20 protein-coding genes are annotated in these 25,453 nt (G+C 53.3%); 15 read left to right on the top strand and 5 right to left on the bottom strand.

Features of this window, described 5'->3' with window-relative positions:
• Window positions 1-106: 106 nt before the first annotated feature.
• From JTP09_RS03995 to guaA, 6 genes are all read left to right on the top strand, one after another.
• Entirely contained in the window at window positions 107-2,149 is a 2,043-nt protein-coding gene (locus JTP09_RS03995; RefSeq protein WP_204877141.1) for an acyltransferase family protein, read from the top strand.
• A gap of 139 nt (window positions 2,150-2,288) precedes the next feature.
• Complete coding sequence (gene guaB / locus JTP09_RS03990; protein WP_204877140.1) at window positions 2,289-3,806, top strand: IMP dehydrogenase; 1,518 nt, start codon at window positions 2,289-2,291, stop codon at window positions 3,804-3,806.
• A gap of 89 nt (window positions 3,807-3,895) precedes the next feature.
• Window positions 3,896-5,023: a GuaB3 family IMP dehydrogenase-related protein gene (locus JTP09_RS03985; protein WP_204877139.1), complete on the top strand. Its 1,128-nt coding sequence runs from the start codon at window positions 3,896-3,898 to the stop codon at window positions 5,021-5,023.
• Window positions 5,024-5,131: 108 nt separating this feature from the next.
• On the top strand, window positions 5,132-6,106 hold the full coding sequence (locus JTP09_RS03980) for an SURF1 family cytochrome oxidase biogenesis protein (RefSeq protein ID WP_204877138.1): 975 nt from the start codon (window positions 5,132-5,134) through the stop codon (window positions 6,104-6,106).
• Window positions 6,107-6,129: 23 nt separating this feature from the next.
• The gene (locus JTP09_RS03975; protein ID WP_204877137.1) at window positions 6,130-6,684 is read left to right on the top strand and encodes a DUF3817 domain-containing protein; all 555 of its coding nucleotides are present in this window, start codon (window positions 6,130-6,132) and stop codon (window positions 6,682-6,684) included.
• A gap of 123 nt (window positions 6,685-6,807) precedes the next feature.
• Window positions 6,808-8,400: a glutamine-hydrolyzing GMP synthase gene (guaA, locus tag JTP09_RS03970; RefSeq protein WP_204877136.1), complete on the top strand. Its 1,593-nt coding sequence runs from the start codon at window positions 6,808-6,810 to the stop codon at window positions 8,398-8,400.
• A 464-nt stretch (window positions 8,401-8,864) separates the two neighbouring features.
• On the opposite strand, the gene JTP09_RS03965 is transcribed toward guaA, so the two are convergent.
• The 3 genes from JTP09_RS03965 to JTP09_RS03955 are packed head-to-tail and all read right to left on the bottom strand — an operon-like array spanning window position 8,865 to window position 13,295.
• Window positions 8,865-10,667, bottom strand: a complete 1,803-nt coding sequence (locus JTP09_RS03965) for an alpha-glucosidase (protein WP_204877135.1) — start codon at window positions 10,665-10,667, stop codon at window positions 8,865-8,867.
• 27 nt (window positions 10,668-10,694) lie between these two features.
• A complete protein-coding gene (locus JTP09_RS03960) occupies window positions 10,695-12,410 on the bottom strand; it encodes an alpha-glucosidase (RefSeq protein WP_204877134.1) in 1,716 nt (571 codons plus the stop codon).
• 39 nt (window positions 12,411-12,449) lie between these two features.
• On the bottom strand, window positions 12,450-13,295 hold the full coding sequence (locus tag JTP09_RS03955) for an endonuclease/exonuclease/phosphatase family protein (RefSeq protein ID WP_204877133.1): 846 nt from the start codon (window positions 13,293-13,295) through the stop codon (window positions 12,450-12,452).
• A gap of 268 nt (window positions 13,296-13,563) precedes the next feature.
• Here JTP09_RS03955 and JTP09_RS03950 point away from each other — a divergent pair, with 268 nt between their 5' ends.
• From JTP09_RS03950 to JTP09_RS03930, 5 genes are all read left to right on the top strand, one after another.
• Window positions 13,564-15,192 carry an alpha-glucoside-specific PTS transporter subunit IIBC gene (locus JTP09_RS03950; RefSeq protein ID WP_204877132.1) on the top strand — a complete coding sequence of 543 codons (1,629 nt, stop codon included), beginning with the start codon at window positions 13,564-13,566 and terminating at the stop codon, window positions 15,190-15,192.
• Between the two features lie 99 nt (window positions 15,193-15,291).
• The gene (locus JTP09_RS03945; protein WP_239478690.1) at window positions 15,292-16,053 is read left to right on the top strand and encodes a MurR/RpiR family transcriptional regulator; all 762 of its coding nucleotides are present in this window, start codon (window positions 15,292-15,294) and stop codon (window positions 16,051-16,053) included.
• A gap of 4 nt (window positions 16,054-16,057) precedes the next feature.
• Window positions 16,058-16,522, top strand: a complete 465-nt coding sequence (locus JTP09_RS03940) for a hypothetical protein (RefSeq protein ID WP_204877131.1) — start codon at window positions 16,058-16,060, stop codon at window positions 16,520-16,522.
• Between the two features lie 82 nt (window positions 16,523-16,604).
• Window positions 16,605-20,447, top strand: coding sequence for a DNA helicase (locus JTP09_RS03935; RefSeq protein ID WP_204877130.1), 3,843 nt, complete (start codon window positions 16,605-16,607; stop codon window positions 20,445-20,447).
• Window positions 20,444-20,647, top strand: coding sequence for a hypothetical protein (locus JTP09_RS03930; RefSeq protein WP_204877129.1), 204 nt, complete (start codon window positions 20,444-20,446; stop codon window positions 20,645-20,647). The genes JTP09_RS03935 and JTP09_RS03930 overlap by 4 nt, the downstream gene beginning before the upstream one ends.
• 108 nt (window positions 20,648-20,755) lie before the next feature.
• On the opposite strand, the gene JTP09_RS03925 is transcribed toward JTP09_RS03930, so the two are convergent.
• Both JTP09_RS03925 and JTP09_RS03920 read right to left on the bottom strand, forming a co-directional pair.
• Window positions 20,756-20,950, bottom strand: coding sequence for an FmdB family zinc ribbon protein (locus tag JTP09_RS03925; protein WP_204877128.1), 195 nt, complete (start codon window positions 20,948-20,950; stop codon window positions 20,756-20,758).
• 88 nt (window positions 20,951-21,038) lie between these two features.
• On the bottom strand, window positions 21,039-21,656 hold the full coding sequence (locus JTP09_RS03920; RefSeq protein ID WP_204877127.1) for a 5-formyltetrahydrofolate cyclo-ligase: 618 nt from the start codon (window positions 21,654-21,656) through the stop codon (window positions 21,039-21,041).
• 59 nt (window positions 21,657-21,715) lie between these two features.
• On the opposite strand from JTP09_RS03920, the gene galU reads away from it, so the two are divergent.
• The 4 genes from galU (at window position 21,716) to JTP09_RS03900 (ending at window position 25,447) form a co-directional block, all read left to right on the top strand.
• The gene (gene galU / locus JTP09_RS03915; RefSeq protein WP_204877126.1) at window positions 21,716-22,621 is read left to right on the top strand and encodes a UTP--glucose-1-phosphate uridylyltransferase GalU; all 906 of its coding nucleotides are present in this window, start codon (window positions 21,716-21,718) and stop codon (window positions 22,619-22,621) included.
• A 164-nt stretch (window positions 22,622-22,785) separates the two neighbouring features.
• Entirely contained in the window at window positions 22,786-23,652 is an 867-nt protein-coding gene (locus JTP09_RS03910) for a hypothetical protein (protein WP_204877125.1), read from the top strand.
• 327 nt (window positions 23,653-23,979) lie between these two features.
• Entirely contained in the window at window positions 23,980-24,501 is a 522-nt protein-coding gene (locus JTP09_RS03905) for a DedA family protein (RefSeq protein ID WP_204877124.1), read from the top strand.
• Entirely contained in the window at window positions 24,494-25,447 is a 954-nt protein-coding gene (locus JTP09_RS03900) for a LysR substrate-binding domain-containing protein (protein WP_204877123.1), read from the top strand. Before JTP09_RS03905 ends, JTP09_RS03900 begins: the two co-directional genes overlap by 8 nt.
• Window positions 25,448-25,453 lie beyond the last annotated feature (6 nt).

The following is a 25,453-nucleotide window of genomic DNA, read 5'->3' as shown; positions in this document are numbered from 1 at the left end:
CACAAAGGGCGGGTTTTCTATTGTCGTAGCCCACGCACTCCAGATACAGGGAGTAACCTAACACCTGTTGCTTTTTGTTCACCCACAGTTCGCGATACTCAGGTAGATGACATCACCGACCACACCTAAACCCACTGAAACAGTTTTTCGCCCCGAAATTCAAGGTCTCAGGGCGCTCGCACTGACTCTGGTTGCTGCCTACCATTTTTGGTTTGGCAAGGTTTCTGGGGGTGTGGATGTTTTCCTGCTGATTTCGGCTTTTTTGATGACGGGTTCTTTTGCTCGTAAGTTGGAGCGCGGTGAGCCTGTTTTTGTGTCTGCTATCTTGTCTTACTGGGTGCGTACCTTTACTCGTATTGTGCCGTTGGCGGCAGTGACTGTGATGCTGGTGCTGGCAGGAACCTGGATATTCTTGCCGCAGCCCCGTTGGAACGGCATTATGGATGAAGCAGTTGCTACTATTTTCTACCGCAATAACTGGTGGAATATTCAGAACCTAACGGACTATTACGCAGCTGACTCTTCTGAAGCCTCGCCGTTGCGTCATTTCTGGTCGCTATCGATGCAGGGGCAAATTTTTATTCTCTGGCCCCTGGTGTTCGCAGGATGCTGGGTGCTGGTGCGCTATCTGCGGTTGCCGGTGCGTCCTTTACTTCTTACAGTTTTCGGTATTATCTTTGCTGTTTCTCTGGCTTATTCCGTTGGACTCACCGGTTCAGACCAGCAAGCTGCTTATTTCACAACTTACGCGCGCTTGTGGGAGTTTGCTCTAGGTTCGCTTGTTGCGGTTGCCCTTCCTTTCATTTCGGCACCGCGATGGTTACGTCTGGTGATGGGCTGGGTTGGGGTTGTAGCCATCATCAGTTGCGCGCTGGTGCTTGATGTTGAGGGCAGGTTTCCCGGATTTTATGCCCTGTGGCCCACTCTTGCCGCAGCCTTCGTGATGGTTGGTGGCAACACCCACAGCGTCTTTGGCGCTGATCGTTTTCTCTCTCACCCCGCCCTTTTGTGGTTGGCTCACTATTCGTACGGGCTTTACCTGGTGCATTGGCCTCTGCTGGTGTTCTACCTCTACACCGCTAACTTAGAAAAAGCTGGTTTTTGGGCGGGCATTGCTCTCTTTGCGGTATCGCTGGGCGTCTCGTACCTGCTCACACGGCTTATTGAAACCCCTATACGGGAGTGGAGGTGGCTGAACGCTGCTGCTTACCGCGGGGTGGCTTTTGTTGCTTTGGTAAGTTGCGTTGTCACCGGTGTTGTGGGCGCTTGGTCGCAGCACAACCATCGAGTAAGCGAGCAGCTACTGGCGCGAGCTGAGTTAGATAACCCGGGCGCTCAAATTTTTGACGTTACATACACCTACCGGGGAGCAGAAAACCCCGGTAACCTGCCCCTCTCCGTTCAGCGTTTTGACGACCGTCCGCTGATTGATACTCGCTGCGATATTGCCGTGAGCGAAAGCTACGGGCTTGATTCCAATAACTGCCACCAGATATACACCCCCGAGGATGAAGCTACCCAAACTGTGATTGCCGTGGGTAATTCCCACATGGAGCAGTGGATAGATAACCTGCACGCTCTTGCCCAGCAATACCACTGGAACCTGCGTTTTTTGCAGTACAACGACTGCTACATGTTTGAACCCTCGGCTAATACCGGCGACCCTGGCTGCAACAAGTGGATTGGGCCAGCCAAGGCTTTTATTGATGGTGAGGCACCGGATGCGGTGGTGACAGTGGGCACTGTGTCAGTGCGCGAGAACGCGGGGGAGTACCTGCCGAGCGAGCTTGAGGGGTACATTCAGCATGTGCAGGCTCAGGGTATTGAGCTGGTTGCTTTGCGCGATAATCCTAGGTTCTGGGTACCTCACGCAGATTGCGAAACTCGAACAGATAGCTTGTGTGAGTATGATTCTGAGCTTGCTGCCAGCGAGAACCCTCTGCAACCGTTAGCTGAACAGTACGATAATTTCTCTACTGTTGATATGACAGATGTTATTTGCCCCGAGCAGAAATGCCCATCCACCGTGGGCAACGTGTACACCTACAGAGACGATTCGCATCTGACCAAGACTTTTACCGACTCGGCACACAGCATCTTTTCTACTAGATTGCTTGCCGCGCTGGGCATGGGGGCTTCTCACCTCTAGCGTCGTCGGTGGCAGATAGTTCAACACACCCGCTGAAGCTCAAGACAGTGCAGCTAAGGTCATGCCCCGGTATGATGAGACTAAGACTGTAATCGTGCCGGTTTTCCTGCGCGTGCCCCTTTGAAAGGTACAAGGTTCAATGACCACCCCCACAGCTCTCGCTGACGATCCCTTCGGTTTTACCGGTCTCACCTATGACGATGTTCTGTTGCTTCCTGGCAACACCGACGTGATTCCTTCTGACGCTGATACCACCACTAAGCTGTCAAAGCGCATTACCCTGAATTCTCCGATTATTTCGGCGGCGATGGACACCGTGACTGACTCAGAAATGGCGATTGCTATCGCGCGTTTGGGCGGCATGGGTGTTATCCACCGCAACCTTTCTATTGAAGATCAGGCGATGCACGTTGACCGCGTTAAGCGCAGCGAATCGGGCATGATTACCAACCCCGTGACTATCGGCCCCGATGCCACTATTGAGGAGTTTGATCAGCTGTGTGGTCACTTCCGTATCTCGGGTCTGCCTGTTGTTGATGACAAGGGCGTGCTCGTGGGTATCATTACCAACCGCGATATTCGCTACTTGACCGAAACTGATTACGAAACCACCCTCGTCCGTGACATTATGACGCGCGAAGGTCTGATTACCGGTCGTGAGGGCATGCCCAAAGAAGACGCTTTCAAGCTCTTGGCAGATAACAAGATTGAGAAACTGCCCCTGATTGATGATGAGGGTAAGCTGACCGGTCTGATTACCGTCAAAGATTTCATCAAAACTGAGCAGTACCCCCGTGCCACTAAGGACGATGAGGGGCGTCTACGTGCCGGTGCAGCGATCGGCTTCTTCGGTGATGGCTATGAGCGCGCGATGACCTTGATTGACGCTGGTGTAGATGCCTTGTTTGTGGATACCGCTAACGGCCATTCCCAGGGCGTGCTCGATATGATTGCTCACCTTAAGAAAGATCCAGCTGCTGCGCACGTTGATGTGATTGGTGGTCAGGCAGCTACCCGTGCCAGTGCCCAGGCGATTATCGACGCTGGCGCAGATGCGGTGAAGGTTGGTGTAGGTCCTGGCTCAATTTGCACCACCCGTATCATCGCAGGTGTGGGGGTGCCTCAGATTACTGCTATCAATGAGTCCGCGAAGGCAGCTATTCCCGCGGGCGTTCCCTTGATTGCGGACGGCGGTATGCAGCACTCGGGCGAAATCGGCAAGGCTTTGGTAGCCGGTGCTGATGTTGTCATGCTCGGTTCCTTGTTGGCTGGCACCGCAGAGTCACCCGGCGATTTGATTTTTGTTGATGGTAAGCAGTTTAAGGCTTATCGTGGAATGGGTTCTTTGGGTGCGATGCAGACCCGCGGTCGCAACAAATCCTTCTCGAAGGATCGCTATTTTCAAGCTGACGTTTCAAGCGAAGAAAAGCTGATTCCTGAGGGTATCGAAGGTCAGGTGCCCTATCGCGGTCCGCTGTCAGCAGTGTTGCACCAGCTAGAGGGTGGTCTGCGTCAGACCATGTTCTACGTGGGGTCACGCAATATTGAAGAACTTAAGTACAAGGGTAAGTTCGTTCGTATTACCCCTGCGGGTCTGAAAGAATCACACCCGCACGATATCATGATGACCGTCGAAGCTCCCAACTACCGCCGTTAAGGCAGTAGCCCTCACTTTGTGCGCCCGCCCGCTGCTCGTATAGGCGTGGAGGTGAGCGGGGCAGTGTTGAGGTCAGAAAGGAAAACCGCGTGAGCGATATTCAAATTGGCATGTCAAAACGTGCCCGCCGCACTTACTCACTGGACGATATTGCTCTGGTGCCTAGCCGTCGTACCCGTGATGCGTCAGATGTCGATACCTCTTGGCAGATTGATGCTTTCAAATTCGACACCCCGATTTTGGGTGCTCCTATGGACTCGGTGATGTCACCGGCAACCGCTATAGCTCTGGGGGAGCTTGGCGGTTTGGGAGTGTTGAACCTGGAGGGTCTGTGGACTCGCTACGAAGACCCCCAGCCTCTGCTGGATGAGATTACAGCTATCTCCTCTGAAGATTCCACGGTGGCGACCTCTCGGATGCAGCAGATTTACGATGAGCCCATAAAGCCTGAGCTTATTAGCGCTCGTTTAGAAGAGATGCGTGATGCTGGCGTGATTGTTGCCGGTTCGCTGACCCCGCAGAACATTCAGGAACACTACGAGACCGTGCTCAAAGCCGGCGTCGATATCTTTGTTATTCGTGGCACTACCGTTTCTGCTCAGCACGTGTCGAAGAACCGCGAACCGCTAGATCTCAAGAAGTTCATTTACGAGCTCGATGTGCCGGTGATCGTTGGTGGCGTTGCGGGCTACACTCCGGCGATGCACCTGATGCGTACTGGCGCTGCGGGCGTCCTGGTTGGTTTTGGCGGCGGTTCTGCTATAACTACCCGCCGCGGCCTGGGCATTCACGCGGCGATGGCAACTGCTATTTCTGATGTTGCTGCTGCGCGTTCAGACTACTTGGATGAATCAGGCGGACGCTATGTTCATGTGATTGCTGATGGCGGTTTGGGTCGCTCAGGCGATATGGTCAAGGCTTTGGCTCTTGGCGCTGACGCTGTGATGATTGGTGCTCCCCTGGCGCGTGCTGAAGAGGCACCGGGCAAGGGCTTGTACTGGGGCAATGAGGCACACAGCCCCGAGTACCCTCGCGGAATCCGTACTCCTTTGGGCACTGTTGGTCCCCTACAAGAAGTTCTCTACGGTCCTTCTCACCACGTCGATGGTACTTCGAACATCGTGGGCGGGCTTAAGCGTGCTATGGCAACCTGCGGCTACACTGACCTGAAATCATTCCAGCGTTCAGAGGTTACGCTGACCCCGTACACCGCTTAGGGAACCTGGCTGTAAATACCCCGTTTGAAGAAAATTCCCCGCTTACTATAGTTGAGCTCTCAACAGTAGGCGGGGATTTTTTCCTTAAAAAAGCGATAGGGTAGAAAGGTGATAAAACAGGCTCTTACCCCGCGCTGGCTCGGTTTCTTGGCGTTAGTTCTTGCGCTCGTGACCGCGTTCGTCATGCTTTCTGCTTGGCAGCTCAACGCATCGATTTCTAACCGTGTGTACGCTGACCCTGATAAAGATAGGGTGCGCGCTTACACGGAGGTGATGAAAGCGAATGCTCCGTTGATTGCGCGAGAATCAGATACCGTGGTGAAGGCAACAGGTAGCTACGTGCCAGGGTCTTCGTATTTAGTAGCCAATCATTATGACGGGGATCAGCGCGGGTATTGGGTGGTGAGCCAGTTTGTGCCCGAGGACGGTCAGCAAGTTGAGCTGGCTACCTCCAGCGCTACGCGTAGCATTGCTGTTGCCCGTGCCTGGGTTGCGACGGCGGATGATGTACCTGCTGATCCTGTAGGAAAGATTACTGTGGCAGGGCGCGTAGTACCCAATGAAGCCCCCGTACGTTCAAATTCTCTGGAGGGTGAGGGGGAGCGCGTCCTGGGGTCTGTAGCGACTGCCTACCTTAGTAATTTGTGGCAGGTGCCCCTTTACTCTTCTATTCTTACCGCTGCCACTGAGGTGCCGCAGGGCGAAGAACTTCTACTGACCGATGAGGGAACTATCGTAGCGGACGCCACGATTATAGGTGCTCACGAGAATGTCCGCCCTGTTAAACCGCACCAGGTTGAAGACGCCAGCTTCAATTGGCTCAATATCTTTTACTCTCTGGAGTGGATAGTTTTTGCAGGCTTTGCTCTTTATCTATGGTGGCGTATGCTCAAAGATTCCGTAGAGAAACAGGAAGATCCCGCCCAATATTTTGAGTACGACGGCGAATATTTCAAAGATGAAGAGAGCGGTCGCTACTATTACTGGGACCCCGCGGATCAAAAATATTATTTCTTTGATGAGGTACCAGGTGTAACAACCTCAACGTCTTTGGGTGTTTCTAACCCGCATTATCGAGCATAAAACTAGCAGAAAGTGAGCCATAGGTGGTAGCAGATCATCAAAAACCGGTTGGTCCCGTTGAACGTACCGACGGTAAAAAAGTAACTCTTGGCGAAGGCGGAGTCAGTAACGGACGCGGCGGTTTTACGGTGCGAAAGAAATTTGGCGGTACCGAGTCGCAGATTAGGTCGGCGCTGACTTTCTATAAGTGGTGCGCTTGGATTTCGGGCACTTTCTTGTTGCTTCTGGTAGCTGAGATGATTTCTCGTTACGTTTTCGGTTATGACCTGGTAGCAGGTGCTACGGATGCTGCCACTGGCGAGACTGTCGCCTTGGGTTGGCTGAACCTTGAGACCGGTAACTTGACGGGCGGTCTGAACATCTCAACGTGGATTCTGATTATTCATGGTTGGTTCTACGTGATTTATCTGTTGTCGTGCCTGCGTCTGTGGTTGCTGATGCGCTGGGGTATTGCTCAGCTGATTGTGATGGCTTTGGGCGGTGTGGTGCCCTTCCTCTCTTTCATCGTGGAGAAAAAGATTCACCAGGAAACTCTTGCCTTAGTGGAAGCTAATCCGCAGGCGCTTAAACGCTACTAGGAGCCTCGACTCCTGGTAGCTTGCGGCTACTGCATCTTGTGGTGTTGTAGCTTAGAATTGTTTTATCCATGTTTGAGCGGTTGTAACGCTTGAACGCAACTCATTGACACTAAGGCAAAACAAGTGACCAACGCAGAAAATACCGTTGAGCTCGAAGAGCGCCCGGTACTTGTTGTTGACTACGGTGCACAGTACGCGCAGCTGATTGCTCGCCGCGTCCGTGAAGCCGGAGTTTACTCCGAAATCGTTCCTCACACCATGTCTACCGAGAAGATGCTGGCTAAAAACCCGGCTGCTGTGATTCTCTCGGGTGGCCCCTCATCGGTTTATGCTGAGGGCGCTCCTTCTGGTGATATTGCTCTGTTTGAGGCAGGTATTCCTGTCTTCGGCATTTGCTACGGGTTTCAGGTGATGGCTCATACTTTGGGCGGCACCGTTGCACAGACTGGTTTGAGTGAGTTTGGCGCAACTGATGCGACTTTGTGCGCTGCCGATTCGTCGTTCTTGACGGGTACCCCGCAGACTCAGAACGTGTGGATGTCACACGGTGACTCTGTAACTGAGGCACCTGAAGGCTTCACCGTGTTGGCACAGACCCCCGGTGCTCAGGTTGCGGCGTTCGTTGATACCGAGCGTAAGTTCGGTGGCGTGCAGTGGCACCCTGAGGTGAAGCACTCTGATTACGGTCAGGTTGCTTTAGAGAACTTCTTGTTCAACGTGGCTGGTTTGGAGAAGTCCTGGTCAACGGGCAACATCATTGAGGAACAGGTCGCGAAGATTCGCGAGCAGGTTGGTAGTGACCGCGTTATTTGTGCTCTTTCGGGCGGCGTTGATTCTTCTGTTGCTGCTGCGCTGGTTCATAAGGCTGTGGGCGATCAGCTGACCTGCTTCTTCATTGATCATGGTTTGTTGCGTGAGGGTGAACGTGAGCAGGTTGAGAATGATTACGCATCGACTATGGGCATTAAGATTGTGACCATTGATGAGTCGGAGCGTTTCTTGGACGCTTTGGCTGGCACCACTGATCCTGAGACTAAGCGTAAGGCGATTGGTCGCGAGTTTATTCGTTCTTTTGAGACTGCTCAACGCAAGCTGATTGAGGAGGCTTCAGAGGACGGCGGCGATATTAAGTTCTTGGTTCAGGGTACTTTGTACCCGGATGTTGTTGAGTCGGGTGGCGGTGAGGGCGCCGCTAATATCAAGTCTCACCACAATGTGGGTGGTTTGCCTGAGGATATGACTTTTGAGCTGGTGGAGCCGTTGCGTACCCTTTTCAAGGATGAGGTGCGTGCGATTGGTCGTGAGCTTGGTGTGCCTGAGAAGATTGTGGCGCGTCAGCCGTTCCCTGGCCCCGGTTTGGGTATTCGCATTATTGGTGAGGTGACTCGTGAGCGCCTTGATATTTTGCGTGCGGCGGATGCGGTTGCTCGTGAGGAGCTGACTGCTGCTGGCTTGGATGAAGAGATTTGGCAGTGCCCTGTGGTGTTGTTGGCTGATGTTCGTTCGGTGGGTGTGCAGGGTGATGGTCGTACGTATGGTCATCCGATTGTGTTGCGTCCGGTGTCGTCTGAGGATGCGATGACGGCGGACTGGACGCGTATGCCGTACGATGTGCTGGCGAAGATTTCGAATCGTATTACGAATGAGGTTCGTGAAGTTAACCGTGTGGTTTTGGATGTGACGTCGAAGCCGCCGGGAACGATTGAATGGGAATAAAAGCAATTTTCGGCCAGTGGCCGAAACAAAAATTGCTTTTATTGATGCCGAGCACAGCGAAGCGGCGAGGCTAGAAGGGGGTCGGCGTGAGCCGACTCCTTTTGTTTTGTTCAGTTTTTCTGATTCTGTCGGTCTAGTTATCTACTGGTGACCGCCAAAAGTAATGCTGACCGCTAGATGTACGGTCAGCATTACTTTTAGCGGTCACCCCCTACTTCTGATGGTCACTTCTGAGTAGGGGAAAACCGTAAGGCCTCGCTCCTAGTGAAGGGGGCGAGGCCTTTGGCATCCTTTTTATGAGTGTCTTCTCATACATTCACACCGGATGGTTGCTTTACGGTAGTCATGGGGATTTCACCGTAAAGCTGCTCGTGGTACGAGTTAGGGAAGTCCCCTACTACGAGTCATCTTATTTTAGGTGGTTTTTGCGGGTTTACCAAGGTTTTTGCGCGTAATGGTGGTTGTTAGTTGCTAAGGACTTTATAAACCTTCGCCTCATAGGGGCGCAGCGTTTGGTGGGCATCATCTGAGTAGTTGCTGATGACCAGCTGGGGGTTGTGTGCTGCGAGCTCGTAGGTTCGCTCTTGTTCCTGGTCGGTGAAGTTAGCGATAATAAGTAGCTTTTCGCCGTTGTCCGCGTGACGTTCGTAGGCGTAGACATCGGCGTCCTCTGTATCGAGGGGGACGAAGGTGCCGTAGACCATATGCTCTTTGAGTTCACCGCGGCGGAGCTTGATGAGCTGCTGATAGTAAGCAAAGACCGAGTTTTCGCGGTCTTGGGCATCGGCTGCGTTGACAGTGGGGTAGTTATCGTTAAGACCGATCCAGGGCTCAATGGTGGAAAATCCTGCGTATTCTGTTGAATCCCACTGAACAGGTGTGCGTGCGTTATCGCGTCCCTTGGCGTAGATAAGTTCCATGGCTTGCTCGTGAGTGAGAGTGCCCTGCTCGGTCACCATGTCGTGGTAGAAGTTGATAGAATCAAGGTCTTTGTAGTCCTCGATGCTATCGAACTGTACATTGGTCATGCCGATTTCTTCGCCCTGGTAAATGTAGGGGGTGCCCTGCATGAAGTGAAGGACGGTGGCAAGCATCTTGGCGGAGAGTTCACGGTATTCTTCGGCATCGTTGCCGAAGCGGGAAACAACGCGGGGCTGGTCATGATTGTTCCAGTAGAGCGAACCCCACGCTTTGCCTGCGAGCTCAGTTTGCCATGAATTGAGAATTTCTTTGAGCTCGCGCAGATCGAATTTTTGTAGGGACCATTTGCCCATGCCAGCTTCGGGGTCTGAGTCTACGCCCATGTGCTCGAAGTGGAAGATCATGTGCAGCTCATCAGATTCGAAACCTGCGTACTGGATGGCTTCGGCGGGTGGGGTTGCACTCATCTCGCCAACAGTCATGCAGTCATAGTGCGAGAAGGCTTCGCGGTTCATTTCGTGCATCCATTCGTGTACCCTGGTACCGTTTTCGATCACAAAGGGAATGGACGAGCTGTGCTTGGCGGGGTCTACGGAGGGGTCATCGGGTAGACCCTCGGGCTTGGAGATGATGTTGATGGCGTCCAGGCGGAATCCGTCGATGCCCTTATCTAACCACCAGCGGGTCATCTCGTAGATAGCTTCGCGTACCTTTGGGTTCTCCCAGTTGAGGTCTGGCTGCTTTTGGGAGAACATGTGCAGGTACCACTGGTCGGTGGTTTCATCGTATTCCCAGGCTCGTCCGCCGAATTCTGAGCCCCAGTTATTGGGAGGCAGCGGATTACCGTTCTCATCGGTGCCTGAAGAATCGCGCCAGTAGTAGAAATCGCGGTAGGGGTTGTCTTTGGATGAACGGGACTGCACAAACCATTCGTGTTCGTCTGAGGTGTGGTTGGCAACCATGTCCATGAGGATCTTAATGCCGTTGTCATGAGCGGTGGTGAGCAAGCGATCGAAGTCGTTCATGGTGCCGAATTCGGTCATGATGGCGTGGTAGTCGCTGATATCGTAGCCCATATCGTCGTTCGGTGAGCCGAAAACGGGGGAGAGCCAAATGACGTTGATGCCGAGTTCCGCGAGGTAAGGAATGCGGGAGGTGATGCCGGGGATATCACCGATGCCATCGCCATTTGAATCCTGGAATGAGCGGGGCCAGATTTGGTAGACGACTGCTTCTTTCCACCACTGTTTACCTGCGTTTGAAGTGTGAGCCACGGGGTCTTCCTTTCGAAGAAGAGAGTAAGAGCTAAAAGCAGAAAATAAGAAGTCTCCGGGGCAGGGTCTCATACACTGCCCCGGAGATGAAGGTAGGGTTTATGCCTTGAACGCGAACACTACGGATTCGTAGGGACGCAAGGTGTTGCCGGCGGGAGCGTCCTCGTAGTTGCTGATTAGTAGTTGGGCCTCGGTGAGGTCGTAACCGTAGTCGCGTTCGAGTTCTGCATCGGTAAAGTTGCTGATAACGAGCAGTACCTGCCCCTCAGATTCACCCTGACCGTAACGAAGGTAGGCGTAAACCTGGTTGTCATCAGCATCAAGTAGCTTGTAAGTGCCATTGACCACGATGGGGTGCGCGTGGCGCAGCTCGATGAGCTTCTTGTAGTGGTAGAACACCGAGTTCTCATCTGCCAACGCTTCTTTGGCGTTGATTTCGGTGTAGCGCGGATTGAGCTTGAGCCAGGGGCTGCCAGTGGTGAACCCGGCGTTCTCGGTGGTATCCCACTGCATGGGAGTACGGGCATTATCTCGCCCTGATGCCGAGATATAACGCATCATATCGTCGTGGCTAACAGCGCCCGACCCCACGAGTTTTTCGTAGGAGTCGTGGATTTCAAGGTCGTTGTAGTCCTTGATGTCATCAAAGAAGACGTTGGTCATGCCCAGCTCTTCACCCTGGTAGATGTAGGGGGTGCCCTGCATAAAGTGCAAGGTAGTACCCAACATCTTTGCCGAGCGGACGCGGTGCTCGGGGGAATCGCTACCGAATCGAGAGACAGCGCGGGGCTGGTCGTGGTTGTTCCAGTACAGGGCGTTCCAGGCTTTGCCCGAAAGGTCGTCCTGCCACTTGGAGAGGATGCGTTTGAGATCCACCAGCTCAAAGCGGGTGTCATTCCACTTGCCCAGTTTCGCATCGGGGTTGGAGTCTACGCCCATATGCTCGAACTGAAAGAGGGTCTGCAACTCGTCGCGGTCAAAACCGGTGTAGAGCAGACCGTCGGCGGTGGTAACGAAAGGAGTCTCACCGACAGTGATAATGGGGTAGTGGCTCAGTACCTCACGGTACATTTCGTTGAGGAATTCGTGGACGCGCGGACCGTTAGCAGCCATCACCAGCGAGTCTGTTTTAGCACCAGCGGCTACCGCCGGATCATCAGGGTATGACTGGTCTTTGGAGATGAGGTTAATGACGTCCATACGGAAGCCCGCCACACCCTTATCGAGCCAGAAACGCATAAGATCGTAGACTTCTTCGCGTACCTTGGGGTTCTCCCAGTTCAGATCGGGCTGCTTCTTGGAGAAAAGATGTAGGTAGAACTGCTCGGTGGTTTCGTCCCATTCCCAAGCTGAAGGGGAGAAAGCTGCAACCCAGTTAGTGGGCGGAATCGGGGTGCCATCTTCTTCGAAACCAACCGCGTCCTTCCAGATGTAGTAGTCGCGGTAGGGGTTGTCTTTTGATGAACGGGACTGCACAAACCATTCGTGTTCGTCTGAGGTGTGGTTGACTACCAGATCCATTACGATTTTGATGTTGTGCTCGGTGGCTACCTTCAGCATCTCATCAAAGTCTGCCATGGTGCCGAACTCATCCATAATGTCGCGGTAATCCGAAATATCGTAGCCGTTATCATCATTGGGGGATTTGTAGACGGGTGAGAGCCAGATAGCATCAATGCCGAGGTTGGCTAAGTAAGGCATGCGGGTGGTGATACCGGGGATGTCGCCGACGCCGTCACCGTTAGAATCCTGAAAAGAACGAGGGTAGATCTGGTAGATAACAGGTTCTTGCCACCACTGAGTTGATACAGACACGGTATTTCGCTTTCTCTCGTTGGATTGGTAAAAGTTTGTTTAGTTAAAGAGCTGTTGGGGGTCGAAGTCCACCAGAACACCGGAGTGATCTGAAATTGCCTCGGGGCTGTTATCGGCAAAAACTACCCGGTGATAATCAACCTGTAGGGGCTGATCGGTGAAGATGAAGTCAATCCGCATCGCTTTGGTCGCTGTTTCCCAACCAGCGATTTTTTTGTGGACGGTGTATTCGCCCTCGCGTGCCTTTGCAAGGGGGTAGGTATCGTGCCACTGGCGTGAAATCACCTCAGCATAGCCTTCCTCAGGAGTCTCAGGATCATTGTTGAAGTCACCAGCGAGAATCACTGGAGCTTTGCCTGCCAGCTGCCTCAACTGAGAATCAAGTGATGCAAAATCTGAGGCAAAGAGATACTTATCTTCGATGAACCACCAGTTCATATGGGTGCTCGCCACCCAAAAACTGCCGTCAGCGTGAGGTATCTCTAGGGCAAGGGCAGTGCGTCGCCAAACCTGGCTGTAATCGTAAGAATCATCCATCACGATGGGTGCAACCTGACGAGGTTTAACCTTGCTGAATACGGCAACGCCCTCATCGTAAGCGTTCCACGCCTCGTGTGCATCTACCCACGACCAGTAGTAGGGCCTACCTAAGTCTTTGAGAAAATGCGCGAGGAGAAGACCAAAATTATCGTGGTGAACCGCTCGCTCAGTAGCCGAGAGATAGTATTCATCAGCGCTGATGGCGAGAGTCTCCTGGTGCTGATTGACTTCTTGCAAAGCAACAACATCAATATCTTCATCAATGATGAACTTCGCCAATGTCTTAATCTTGGGAATCTGGTGCAGCTCCACCCAGCTGTGGGTATTGAGAGTCAGAATTTTCATGGTTTTGAGTCAGCCTGCGCTTTTGAATAAATAGTGGTGATAGTTGATTCTGCTTGGCACAAAAGCCATCGGTTTCATCTTATGGACGCGCGACGTGCCATCCCGCTTTAAGTCGTAAATATATCGAAAGAACTTTTGCCGGTTTCTGTTACTGATGTGTCAAACGTTGAAACTATTGCCAAAACCATCGTGGCGTGGTGTTAAACACTCAGATACCATGTATTCTCTTCTTCGTTACTTGTCTCTTTCGATTGAGGATTAATCTGCCATGATGGAGAAAATCCAGAGGTTCGGCTCGGCAATGCTTGCCCCCGTCCTCATCTTTGCATTCGCCGGTCTTGCCGTCGGTATCGCAATTATTTGTAAAAATGAGCAGCTGCTCGGAAGCATCGCTGCTGAAGGTACCGGTTGGTACAACTTCTGGTCTGTCTGGGAGTCCGGCGCTTGGACTGTTTTCAACCAGATGGAACTTCTGTTCGTTCTTGGTCTGCCCATTGCTTTGGCTAAGCAGGCTCAGGCACGTGCGGTTTTTGAAGCCGGTATGGTCTACCTGACCTTCAACTACTTCGTTGGCGCCATCTTGAGCATTTGGGGTACCAACTTCGGTATTGACTTTGAGCAGGACCTCTCAGAGGGTGCTGCCGGCACCGGTCTGAAGATGATTGCTGGTATCAAGACCCTCGACACCGGTATCTTTGGTGCAATCATCATCTCCGCTATTGTTGTGTGGTTGCATAACCGCTTCTTCAACACCAAGCTCCCCGACTTCTTGGGCATCTTCCAGGGCACCCAGTTCGTTTACGGTCTTGGCTTCTTCTTGATGATGCCCGTTGCTCTGTTCTTCTGCCTGGTATGGCCCACCATCCAGACCGGCATCGGCTCACTGCAGGGTCTGTTCATGGGCTCAGGCGTTTTCGGTATCTGGCTCTACGTATTCCTGGAACGCATCCTGATTCCCACCGGTCTGCACCACTTCATCTACACCCCCTTCGTATTCGGCCCCGCTGTTACTCCTAACGGCGTCACCAAAGACTGGGTTGCAGCTCTGCCCCAGATCGCTCAGTCAGCAGCTCCCCTCTCAGAGCAGTTCCCCGCAGGTGGCTTCGGTCTGCACGGTAACTCAAAGGTCTTCGCACCGCTGGGTATCGCCGCGGCTTTCTACACCACCGCGCGTCCTGAAAAGCGTAAAGAGACCCTCGCTCTGCTGATTCCTGTCTGCTTAACCGCAATCTTGATCGGTATCACCGAGCCCCTGGAATTCACCTTCCTGTTCCTGGCACCCCCGCTGTTCGCAGTACACGCTGTTCTGGCGGCAAGCATGGCGTCAGTCATGTACGTCTTCGGTCTGCGCGGCAACATGGGTGGCGGTCTGATCGACTTCCTGTTCCAGAACTGGATTCCGCTGTGGGGTAACCACTCAGGTACCTACATCTCGCAGATCGTCATCGGTCTAATCTTCACCCTGATTTACTTCGTAGTCTTCCGCTTCTTGATCCTCAAGTTCGACTTCAAGACCCCCGGCCGTGAAGCTGAGGGCGGCGAAACCAAGCTCTACACCAAAGCCGAGTACAAGGAAGCAAAGAAGGCAGGCACCCTGGGCGCAGCCGCTGCAGGCTCAACTGCTACCGCTGTTGATTCCAAGGATCCCTACAACCAGCGTGCAACTGACTTCTTGGCTTTGCTCGGTGGCGCTCAGAACATCACCTCGGTGAACAACTGCGCAACCCGTTTGCGTGTATCTGTTGATAACCCCGAGCTCGTTGCTTCTGAGACTGACTTCAAGGGTGCTGGCGCTCTTGGCTTGGTCAACAAGGGTAAGGCTTTGCAGGTTATCGTCGGTATGGACGTTCCTCAGGTTCGTGACCGTTTCGAAGAGATGGTTAACTCCAACAAGTAAACGTTCACTTCACTTTTTGAGTGAATGAACAAAGCTCCCGGTTAGCTTATATGCTGTACTATCGAAAGAATAGGTAGCATCGTAAGACACCGGGAGCTTTTGTTGGATTTGCAGGACATCGTCAATGCCCATCAGCACCGTTTTAGTGAGACGGAGCGCGATATCCTCGCTTTCATGCTGGAGAACGAGGAGTTCGTCAGTGAGGCTACTATTTCATCTCTTGCCCACCGAACCTTTACTTCTACGTCGAGTATTATTCGGCTGACTAAAAAGCTGGATTTTACGGGGTTTGCGGAGCTCAAATATTTCATCAAGTCGTCGTTGAATAAGCCGGTAGGCTCTCCTGAAAACTTTGTGGAGTCAGCAAAAGATGACATTGCCAAGACTTTTGAATTCCTTGAGGGATACGATTTAGCCCCGGCACTTGAGAAAATCCGACAAGCTCGCAGTCTTTACTGCTACGGCACCGGCTATGCCCAGCGCAACGCGGTGCAAGAATTTGCTAAATCTATGCTCTCGTGCGGACGCTTTACGCACGTGATCCCGGCTCACAATGAGTTTGCCGGCAGCGCTCACGTGATGACCGCCGAAGACCTTGTCATCATTGTTTCGCTTTCGGGCAATACAGAGCAGATTCGAGAGACGGTTAACTTACTGTCATTGCGGAAGATTCCCATGATTGTGGTGACCGCATTTGGCATGAACTATATGTCTTCGGTAGCGAACTTCAGTCTGCGATACGCCGCGACCCCGCGTCCTATCCCCATGCAACGCACCCCCTTTCATTCCTTTATTGGTCTCAACGTACTATTGGATTACGTGGTACGCCGCTATATTGACTTGATTGATCAAGATTTATAACCCCATGAACGCTATTTATAACTTTTTAGAAAATTCATCGCGCCTGAGAACTGTGCTTTTTTGGGTGTGGATGCTCAGCGCCGCTGGTTTTGTGTTTTTTGCCTATACACAGTCAATGACGGTGGGACAGAGCTTCAGTGAAACTCTGCAGCACCCTGCTATTGCTCTTTCATTTTTAGTGGCGTGTATGTCTGTGATTCAGTCGGTCATGCTGAAGGTCGCTGAGAGCGAGAACCCTCAAACGGTACGACTTTTTGGTATTTTCAGCGTGGTTCAGCAGATTCTGGTGGGCAACCTTATCGCCGCGCTCGTTGCTTTTTTCCTCGTGCGTTCTCTGCGCTTTGAAGACCGCACGGAGCAGTTCGCTCCGCAATGGAGGTGGGCGCTGGTCGGAGGTATGGTGCTGATTGGTGTCCTTACCCTCTTGACCCTTATTGCCCGCTATAACCAGATGACGCCGGGCAGCTAGTTTTCCTTTTCTTATATCACCATTGGCATAAAGAGTGCGCCCTGTAGGGGCGATGACGTGTACTACGAAGGATTGTTTGAACGTGAGTGAATCCGCCCAGAATCAGCAACAAGACTACACCGCAGCAGATAGTTTTAATGAAGAAAGCGCTGCCGGTCTTGAGCGGTGGGCTGAGCAGATGGACCTGTACACCGGGCCTGACGCGCTGCTTGATTTTAACCAGGTTGATTACGTTCATATTGATTTGTCGAATGCTAACCCCTCTGGCGTCGCGCAGTTGATGATGGGGCGCAAAACTCGCCTCTCAACAATTTTGCGTGAGAAGTCCCTCTTGGAATCGGGGATGAGCGCGGCACGTGTTTTGCGGGCTAAGATTTTTGAGCTTGAGACAGAGCACGGTTTGGATGCCGGCTATTTTGTGGCTGGCACCGCCTCATGGCTTTCTCGTGATCTCGGATCAGCCCAACGGTTGGCTACCGAGAAACGGTTCATTGCCCCCATCTTGCTTGCACCTTTGGCTATTACCCCGCATACAAGCGGCGATGATTTTGAGTTGCGCTTGACGGGTGCCGCCAAACTGAATCCGGCATTGGTGCGTCAGCTGCGTAAAGAGTACAACATTGATTTGAGCAGCATGGATGTGGCTGCCCTGGCGAACTCAATGTCGCGCCTTGACCCTGAGCCAGTGATTGACCGTATGCGCTCATCCACCGCGAAGATCCCCGGCATGATGATTGAGTCGAAGTACCTGGTCTCCACCTTCGCCGATCTTAAAGAGAGCACCGGTGCCCTACCTGCTACAGCGCACACCAAAGTTGTGCGTGATCTCGCTGCCCTCAAATCAGGCATCGAGCTCTCCTCACACGCGCCCGTGGCGGTGAACCCGCTACCCCCAATTGATACACGTCCAGTAGCCGATGAATTCTTAGTTGCCGATGCAGATGCATCTGCCCAGGAGGTTGTAGATTTAGCTTCCAGCGGTCATTCTTTGGCTATCACCTCGGCACCCGGTACCGACGACATTCGCACGGCCCTCAATATTGCCTCTACTCTGATGAGCCAGAATAAATCGGTGCTGATTGTAGGGGAGAAGAGCTCTACTCTACGCACTATTGCCGCGCAAACCGCAGCGCTGGGTCTGGGCGATACCGTTTTTGACGTGCTCAAAGATAGAGAGAGCGAAGAAACCCGTCAGCTACTCATTCAAGCAATTGTACGCAATGAGAACGCTGTTGAACCTGATTATTCTGAGGTGTACGCTGAGCTTGAAACCACCCGCAACCAGCTCGCTGAGCACCTTAACGCTTTGAAATACACAGAGTCACGATGGGGCTGCTCACCCTTTGATGCGATGCAGACCCTGGCGGCGCTGACTGCACAGCAGCCTGCTCCTTCAACTCACGTTCGTTTCAACCGTGATGTCATGGACGCGCTCACCGACCGCTCCGCTATCACCCGACAGCTCGTGCGGTTGGGCGAACTGGCAGGCTACCGCTCGTCCACCCAATTTTCGCCTTGGCATCAAGCCACCCTCGTAGACACCCAGGAAAGCCAAGCTGCTCATGAGCTGGTGAAATCGCTGCACGAATCTATGACCAACCTTCGTGCCGCCATGAGCCTGATGGGCAACGAAACTGGTATGCGAACCGGCAACAGCCTTGAGCAGTGGAATGAACAGTTGGGTTTGCTAGAACGAATCCGCGAAACTCTCAAAGAGTTCACGGGTGATATCTTCGAACGCCCGGTGACCGATTTAATCGCTGCGACCGCCTCGGGTAGCTGGCGACGCGAACGCGGCATCGAGATGAGCACCATGCAACGCTCACGCCTGCGTAAAGCTGCCAAGGAATACATTCGCCCCGGCGTACACCTGAGCGATATTCACGATGCGCTGGTTGTGGTGCAAAGCCAGCGCGAAGAGTGGATTACCTGGGCAGCAGAGGGCAGCCTTCCTGTACCACCGGCAAACCTTGACGAATTGCGCGCTCATCATGATGAGTTGCGTGCCGAATTTACCGGTCTCGAACTCGTTCTCGAAAACAGCCCTCAGGGCAATGATTTTATTACCGCACCGGCGGCAGATATACTCAAACGCTTGAGTCACCTCATCGATGACGAATACCTGTTGCACACCCTGCCTGAGCGCGATGGCTTGATTCGTTCACTCACAGAACAGGGCCTCGGCGAGCTGCTGGATGACTTACGCGAGCGTCAAATTCCCGCTGAACACGCACCCGCTGAACTAGAGCTTGCCTGGTGGCAGACTGCTCTGGAAATGATGATCGCTTCGCAAGAAATTGAAATTCTTGACGGCAACCAGCTAAGAGAACTCGAAGCTCGCTTCCGCCGTGCAGACTACCGTCATATCGCGTCCACCCCTGCACGCTTGCTACACCGCTTGGCGATGCAGTGGCAAAAAGCGATCAGCGAGTACGCCGATGAAGCTGCATACCTTAAATCTCACCTGCGTTCCCACGAGTTTAGCCTTTATGAGATTCTCACCCACGCCCCGCACCTAGCCACTACTCTCTACCCTCTGTGGGTTTCTTCGCCCTTTGCTATCAGCCGCAAGATTCCTGCCCATCAACGCTTTGACACGGTGATTCTCTTGGACGCTGAATCGACCCCGCTGGCAGCTAACCTACCAGCGATTACTCGCGCAGACCAGGTCATTGCCTTCGGCGACTCGGTGAGCGGCCGCCCTGTACCCTTCATGGTGTCAGCAGTTGCCCACAACGCAGTGATGGACGTTGATGACAATTTGGAATCCACCATCGATGTGCTAGCAAAGATCGTTCCTCAGCGCTCGCTCGCCATCGTCAACCGTGCCATAGACCCCGCTCTCTTTAGGTACTTGAATGAGCACTACTACAACGGTCAGCTCATCCACTACCCCTGGGGTGAAGAAATCACCGAGAGCGTCGCGGGGCTCAGCGTGGAATACGTGAGCCTTGAGGGGCGTATGAGCGATAACGCCAGCATGGATTCCCCCTCCGTTGAGGTGGAGCAGGTGGGGTGGCGCGTCATTGAGCATGCCATCAAGCGTCCCCACCAGTCGCTGGCGGTCATTGCCTCTACCGCGCGTCATGCCCAGCGTATTGCTGATTTCGTGCGTCGAGCGTTGGAAAGCTACCCGCAGGCAGCTGGATTCTTTGCCCCCGGTAAAGAACCTTTCCGCGTTGTCAATGTTGCCCGCGCCGAAACTATTGAACGCGATGTTGTTTTTGTGGCGCTGGGGTTCGGGCGCGCTCCGCATAAACCGGAGGTCCACTCTCTCGGGGAATTCTCGGAGGCACACGGTGGCAAGCATTTTGTAACAGCGATGACTCGTGCCCGCCACGAAACCCGCATCATCACCAGCCTGAGCCTGGACGATATGAACCCGGCTCTGCTCAAAGGGGGCGCACTCGATATATACCGTTTGATCCAGGAGTACTCACGCCAACAAGAAGCTGATACCGAAATGGCTTTCGGTGCGCAGATTACCGACAAGCTGCCAGCCAATGAGTTCTTGACGAACGATGCAATTGAGGCAACCGATATGGGAGACTGGCTACTCAACGATTTGGTGCGCCGTCTTAAAGAGCGCGGGGCTCGCGTTCACTCTTCTGAAAATAACGATATTTCTTTGGTTGTCACCGCTGAGGGAGAGTCCCTCTCTGCTGGTGCCATGCGCAGCCCGCGTGCCCGCGCTATGCTCCACGACGGGGCAAGTATGCGTATTCCCCTTGCTGTTTCCTCTGATGGGGCAGACTCTTGGGCTGACTTATCGGTGCGTGAACGTACCCGCCTTCTGCCTGAGCGTCTGGCACGCACCGGGTGGAACTACCTGACCCTGTGGACCATCGAAGTGTTCTCGGATCCTGAGGCTGTAGTGGAGCGTATGAGCACCTACCTGGGGATGGGGGAGCACAAGGCATCATGACCGAGAGAAAAGAGCCAGAGTACTCGTCTACCCCGCGTGCCCGGCGCGGCAATAGGCGAGCCACCGGCGGTAGCGCTGTCGGTGGTTCAGAACCCCGCCTTGCAGGACTGACTCCATCCGCTACCCCCGTGGAGCAATCACAGGATGCACAACGGGATGAATGGATGAAAGCCCAGAAACCTCCGCACTACGGCTTATAAACTAAAAATTACCTAACCACGAAAACTCCGGTGGTTCTCACCCTGACAGGGTGAGAACCACCGGAGTTTTTGCTGCCGCGATGAGAGGCTGCAATAAACAGCGAAATTTTAGGAGTCCGCTGATTTTTTCGAGTCGTTAGCGTAGAAGCCTGACCCCTTAAAAACAACGCCTACGTTGCCGAATTTTTTACGCAACTGATCCTGGTCGCATTCCGGGCAGGTCTTGAGGGCATCTTCAGAGAAAGACTGGTGCTGTTCAAAAATATATTCGCAGTTTTTGCATTGATAAACATATACCGGCATAGGTAAAACTTCTTTCGCGATGTAGTGCTCAGACGTAAAATTTTCTGAAAATATCATACCGCTCCGCGGGAACCGGAGAGGACGGCGCCTAAGATAGAGGAGAAGACGTCAGCTTGTGTACTCCACTGGGAGTTAGCACAGCCTGTGCCCTGAAATCATGAGATTCTGCGGGGAGAGCGTCCAGCAACTCATGATCAAAAATAACGGCGTAGGTGCGTGCTCGCGCCGGGGCGCTCAGGGGCTGCGTCAGCAGGTCGTAAAAGCCGCCGCCCTGGCCCAAACGCGCGCCGTCAGACGCTACAGCTAGTGCCGGAATGAGGCGAAGATCAGCCTGAAGGAATGCTTCTGCCCCCAGGTCTTTGCCGGTTGGTTCTGCTATTCCCAGTGAGTTCGTGGAGGTTGTGCCCTGAGGCGTCCACTCTACCCACGCTAATTGGCGCTGAGCTTTAACCACCGGCACAATCACTTGGAGCCCTGTGGCGTACGCTGTGTGCAGGAGGGGGAATATTGGCGGTTCTGTGTTCAGCGGAAGAAAAGCTGCAAGCACTGAGCTTGGGGCTAGACCCTCGATCAGCGGTACACCGGATGCCAAGAGCCCCTGAGCAACTTGTGATCCCTGCAAAAGACGGTGCTGACGTACGCGATTCTGACGAATATGAAACCTCAACAAAGATTTATTGTGTGAGGCACTCGATAAATGTGGCATAACCAGCCCCCGCTATATCATCAGCGAAATACTTCGCATTATCAGTTATCCTTTAAGTTATGACTGAAACTAATGTATCGCGTGCTATCACTAAAGCAGTAATTCCTGCTGCTGGTTTGGGCACCCGTTTTCTTCCCGCAACCAAGGCGACCCCTAAGGAAATGTTGCCTGTTGTTGACCGTCCCGCTATTCAGTATGTGGTGCAGGAAGCCGTAGACGCCGGTCTGACCGATGTACTCATGATTACCGGACGCAACAAGCGAGCCCTTGAGGATCACTTCGACCGCGTTCCCACTCTTGAGGAACAGCTTGAAGACCAAGGCAAAGATAAGCTGCTGCGTTCGGTGCGTGACACCAATGATTTGGGCGAAATCCACTACGTGCGCCAGGGCGATCCCAAGGGCTTGGGGCATGCTGTTTTGCGCGCTAAGGTACACGTGGGCAATGAGCCTTTTGCCGTGCTGCTGGGTGATGATCTCATTGATGAAAAAGATGACCTGCTGTCAGAGATGGTTGCTGTGCAGCAGAAGACCGGTGGCTCTGTCATTGCGCTGATGGAAGTTCCCGAAGACCAGATTTCAGCATACGGTTGTGCTGCGATTTCTCAGGTTGAGGGCGAAAACTTCTTTAAGGTCTCAGAACTTGTTGAAAAGCCTGCCGTAGAAGAAGCACCCTCAAACTACGCCGTAATCGGACGCTATGTATTGGCACCTCAGGTTTTTGAGGTTCTTGAAAACACCGCTCCCGGTCGTGGCGGTGAAATTCAGCTCACCGACGCCCTGCAGACTCTTGCTAAGGGTGAGAGCGAAGGTGAAGGCGTTTACGGTGTTGTCTTCAAGGGTCGTCGTTTTGATACCGGCGACAAGCTCAGCTACCTCAAGGCGAACATTATTCTCGCTGCAGAACGCGAAGACCTCGGCCCTGATTTGCGTGCCTGGGTTAAAGAATTCGCTGCTGAACTTTAGAAAATAAAGAACGTCAGAAGCTGAAGAGATCGGTGGGGTGACTATGTGTCGCTCCACCGATTTTTTATGACACACTTGATTAGTCACACATGTGTAATTTCGGTAAAGTGATAGAAACACCCAGCGGGGGTGTTCGCAAGAGTTTAAAAGGGGTGGGGTCTGATATGACTTCTGTGGTTGGCGCATCGAGTCTTCTCGTAATCATCGCCGGTGTCATTATCTGGTTTTCTCAATCGCGCTTTAAAACCCCGCTTTTTGAGGCTATTAACGCTGAAAAGTTTGCTTCTGACGTCATTGACGGGCAAGAAGAAAACCCCTCCCACCCTCTAGTCGCTGACGAAAATCCGGCTCAGTCTTTCATTCTCAAAAAAGGTCGCACTGCGATTTTTGTTGCCGCAGCAATCTGCCTGCTGTTGGCTTTGCTGACCGCCCTTGCCGCACCGTTTACCGCTGTTAGCTGGTGGGTGCCCCTGCTCTTGGGTGGCTTTAGCTTTACTGGATTAGCTACCCTACGAGCACTCGCAGTGGCAGATATGAAGAAGAAGTCTGTCTCTTTCGCAGAGCGCGGGGACGCGCGTCCGCGCTCGATGAATCTTACGGTAGCTGAGGCAGTCGCTCACGAGGAAAATCCTGTTGAGATGGCAGCTCCTTACGAGACTGAGCGGGTCTACCGCCCGGCTGCTGTAGCCTCAGCGGCTAAAAATCTGCGTCGTGCGCGTACTCACCGCCCGGTTGAACATCGTAGGGTGGATGCCGCTGCCGTTGAACCTGAGGTGTTGGGGCCCAATGATGCACCTGCACGCTACGAGGCGCACCGTAGTTTTGAGGTGCCTGCTGCTAATACATGGACTCCGGTTGAGGTGCCTGTTCCCACCTATTTAGAGGCTGAGGTGGTGTATGCAGAAAGAACTGTTGAACCGTTGCAGGCACCGGCTCCTGTGCATGCTGAGTCGAAGACCGTTGTTGAGGCGGCAGCGCGCGGCAGCAAGAGCATTGATTTGGATCAGGTATTGAACCGCCGCCGAGCGTAAGAGAACCTCTCCCATACATTTTTTTTTGGGGGGGGGGTAAAGTAAAAGATAAGGGCCAGAACTCCGTTGGGGGTTCTGGCCCTTGGCATCACACACGCAGAAGAAAAAAGTTTCCTCATACCGTCTAGCTCAAACTTCCCACAAGCTGAACTATTTGGTAATAAAAATATAACCTAATTCTGTGCCTCTTGTATAGTCTCAACAGAGAAAAAGTTTGAAAAACCTAATCTTTTACTTAGGTAAGCCTTCATCTATCGCTGTCTGCCCGCCCCCAACGTGCCCCACGGCACCTGTCAACTACAGCCTTTAGCCGGTAAACTGGTGCAGATGAAAGAGTGGATCGATAACCTGAGCCTGGTGGGAGCCGTTAGCTTCTTCTGGGCTGTGGGTATTGCGCGAACCAGCATTGTCTACAGCTTAGGTAGGCTTGCTGCATCCGGTGGTCAACGCTGGGAGCGCGTCCGCTCAGTGTTCAAACACCCTGCCTACCAGCGAGCCCAAAAGCTGGTGAACACCTGGGGAGTACTGGCCGTGCCTGCCTGTTTTCTTACCGTGGGGCTCCAAACCGCGGTCATTATGACCACCGGGTTCACTAAAATGCCGCTCGTACGATGGATCCCGGCAATGCTAGCGGGCACTCTCATCTGGGGGAGCATCTACGGCACCGTAGGTATGGCAGTAGTATGGGCGTGGTTAGAGCGTCCCTGGATAGCGGCACTACTGGCTGTAGCTGCGCTCATCTCTGTTTTTCTTCTGGTGCGCCGAAAGCACCGCCGAGCCTCTCACCTTCACACCCATTCGCTGCACACCCTGCCCGCTACAACGTTGAGAGAGAAGACCCATGACTGAAATACCGGTAGAAGACGTCACCGCTGCTGAGCGTTTGCCCCTCGTAGCAGAAGAACATGCCCCGCTACTGGCAGACCACGATGTTTTTGAACGCCTGCACTCTTTTGACGCGCACGCCTACCCCATGCGGGTGGGGTTCGTGCCCGGTGTGATGCCGGGTAAATGGTTTGGGCGCTGGCATGACCGCTACGGGCAGGTGCGCCCGCTGGCTGAAATTCCTCTCGCCGAAAAAGCTGGGTTAGCGGCTCTCGATGGCTTCGCCCGTATGGTCTTGATACGCCCCGAACACGAACCGGTCTCTGCTGATAAAGACCGCTACCACCGCATTGAGCTTTACCGTGAACAACAGGTGGTGGTGATGCCGCAGGATCACCTTCTCAGTATTCTCGATGAGGTTCCGGTTGCTGAACTCGCTGAAGAATTTTTGTTGCAGGAACCCGAGACTGTACCTGAGTGGGCTGCTGCTTTTGAGCCCTACCGCGCGTCCAACCCTCAAAAACTTCCGCAGATGCGCCACACCAAGGACGCAGTGGAGCTGGTGGCTGCCGGTTTGGGGCTGTTGATTGTTCCGCTTTCTATTGCCCGTCTGTACCACCGTAAAGATCTCACCCACCGCCCGGTGCCTGATATCAAAACTAGCGCTGTTGCTTTGGTGTGGAAGCGTGAGTTCCGCGAAGATATTGATGAGGCAATGGTGCAGGACTTCGTGGGCATTTGCCGCGGGCGCACTGCCGCTTCAGACCGCGGAACCGATAGTAAGCAACAGGCGCTAGAGAAAAAACGCAAAGAGAAAGAAGAAGCGCAGCGTAAGCGTCGAGCCGCTAATGCCCGCCGTGAGGAGCAAGACCGTAAAGCGCGTAACGCTCGCAAAAACGGAAATGCCCGCCAGCACAGCGCCCAGAAGGCGAAGGTGACGGGCAAACCCGGTGGCAAGAAACGCCGCTAAATACGA

The sequence above is a fragment of the Rothia sp. ZJ1223 genome (assembly GCF_016900985.1).
Classification (GTDB): Bacteria; Actinomycetota; Actinomycetes; order Actinomycetales; family Micrococcaceae; genus Rothia.
Note: the sequence above shows the minus strand (reverse complement) of the source record. Positions and strands in the feature narration are given on the sequence as shown.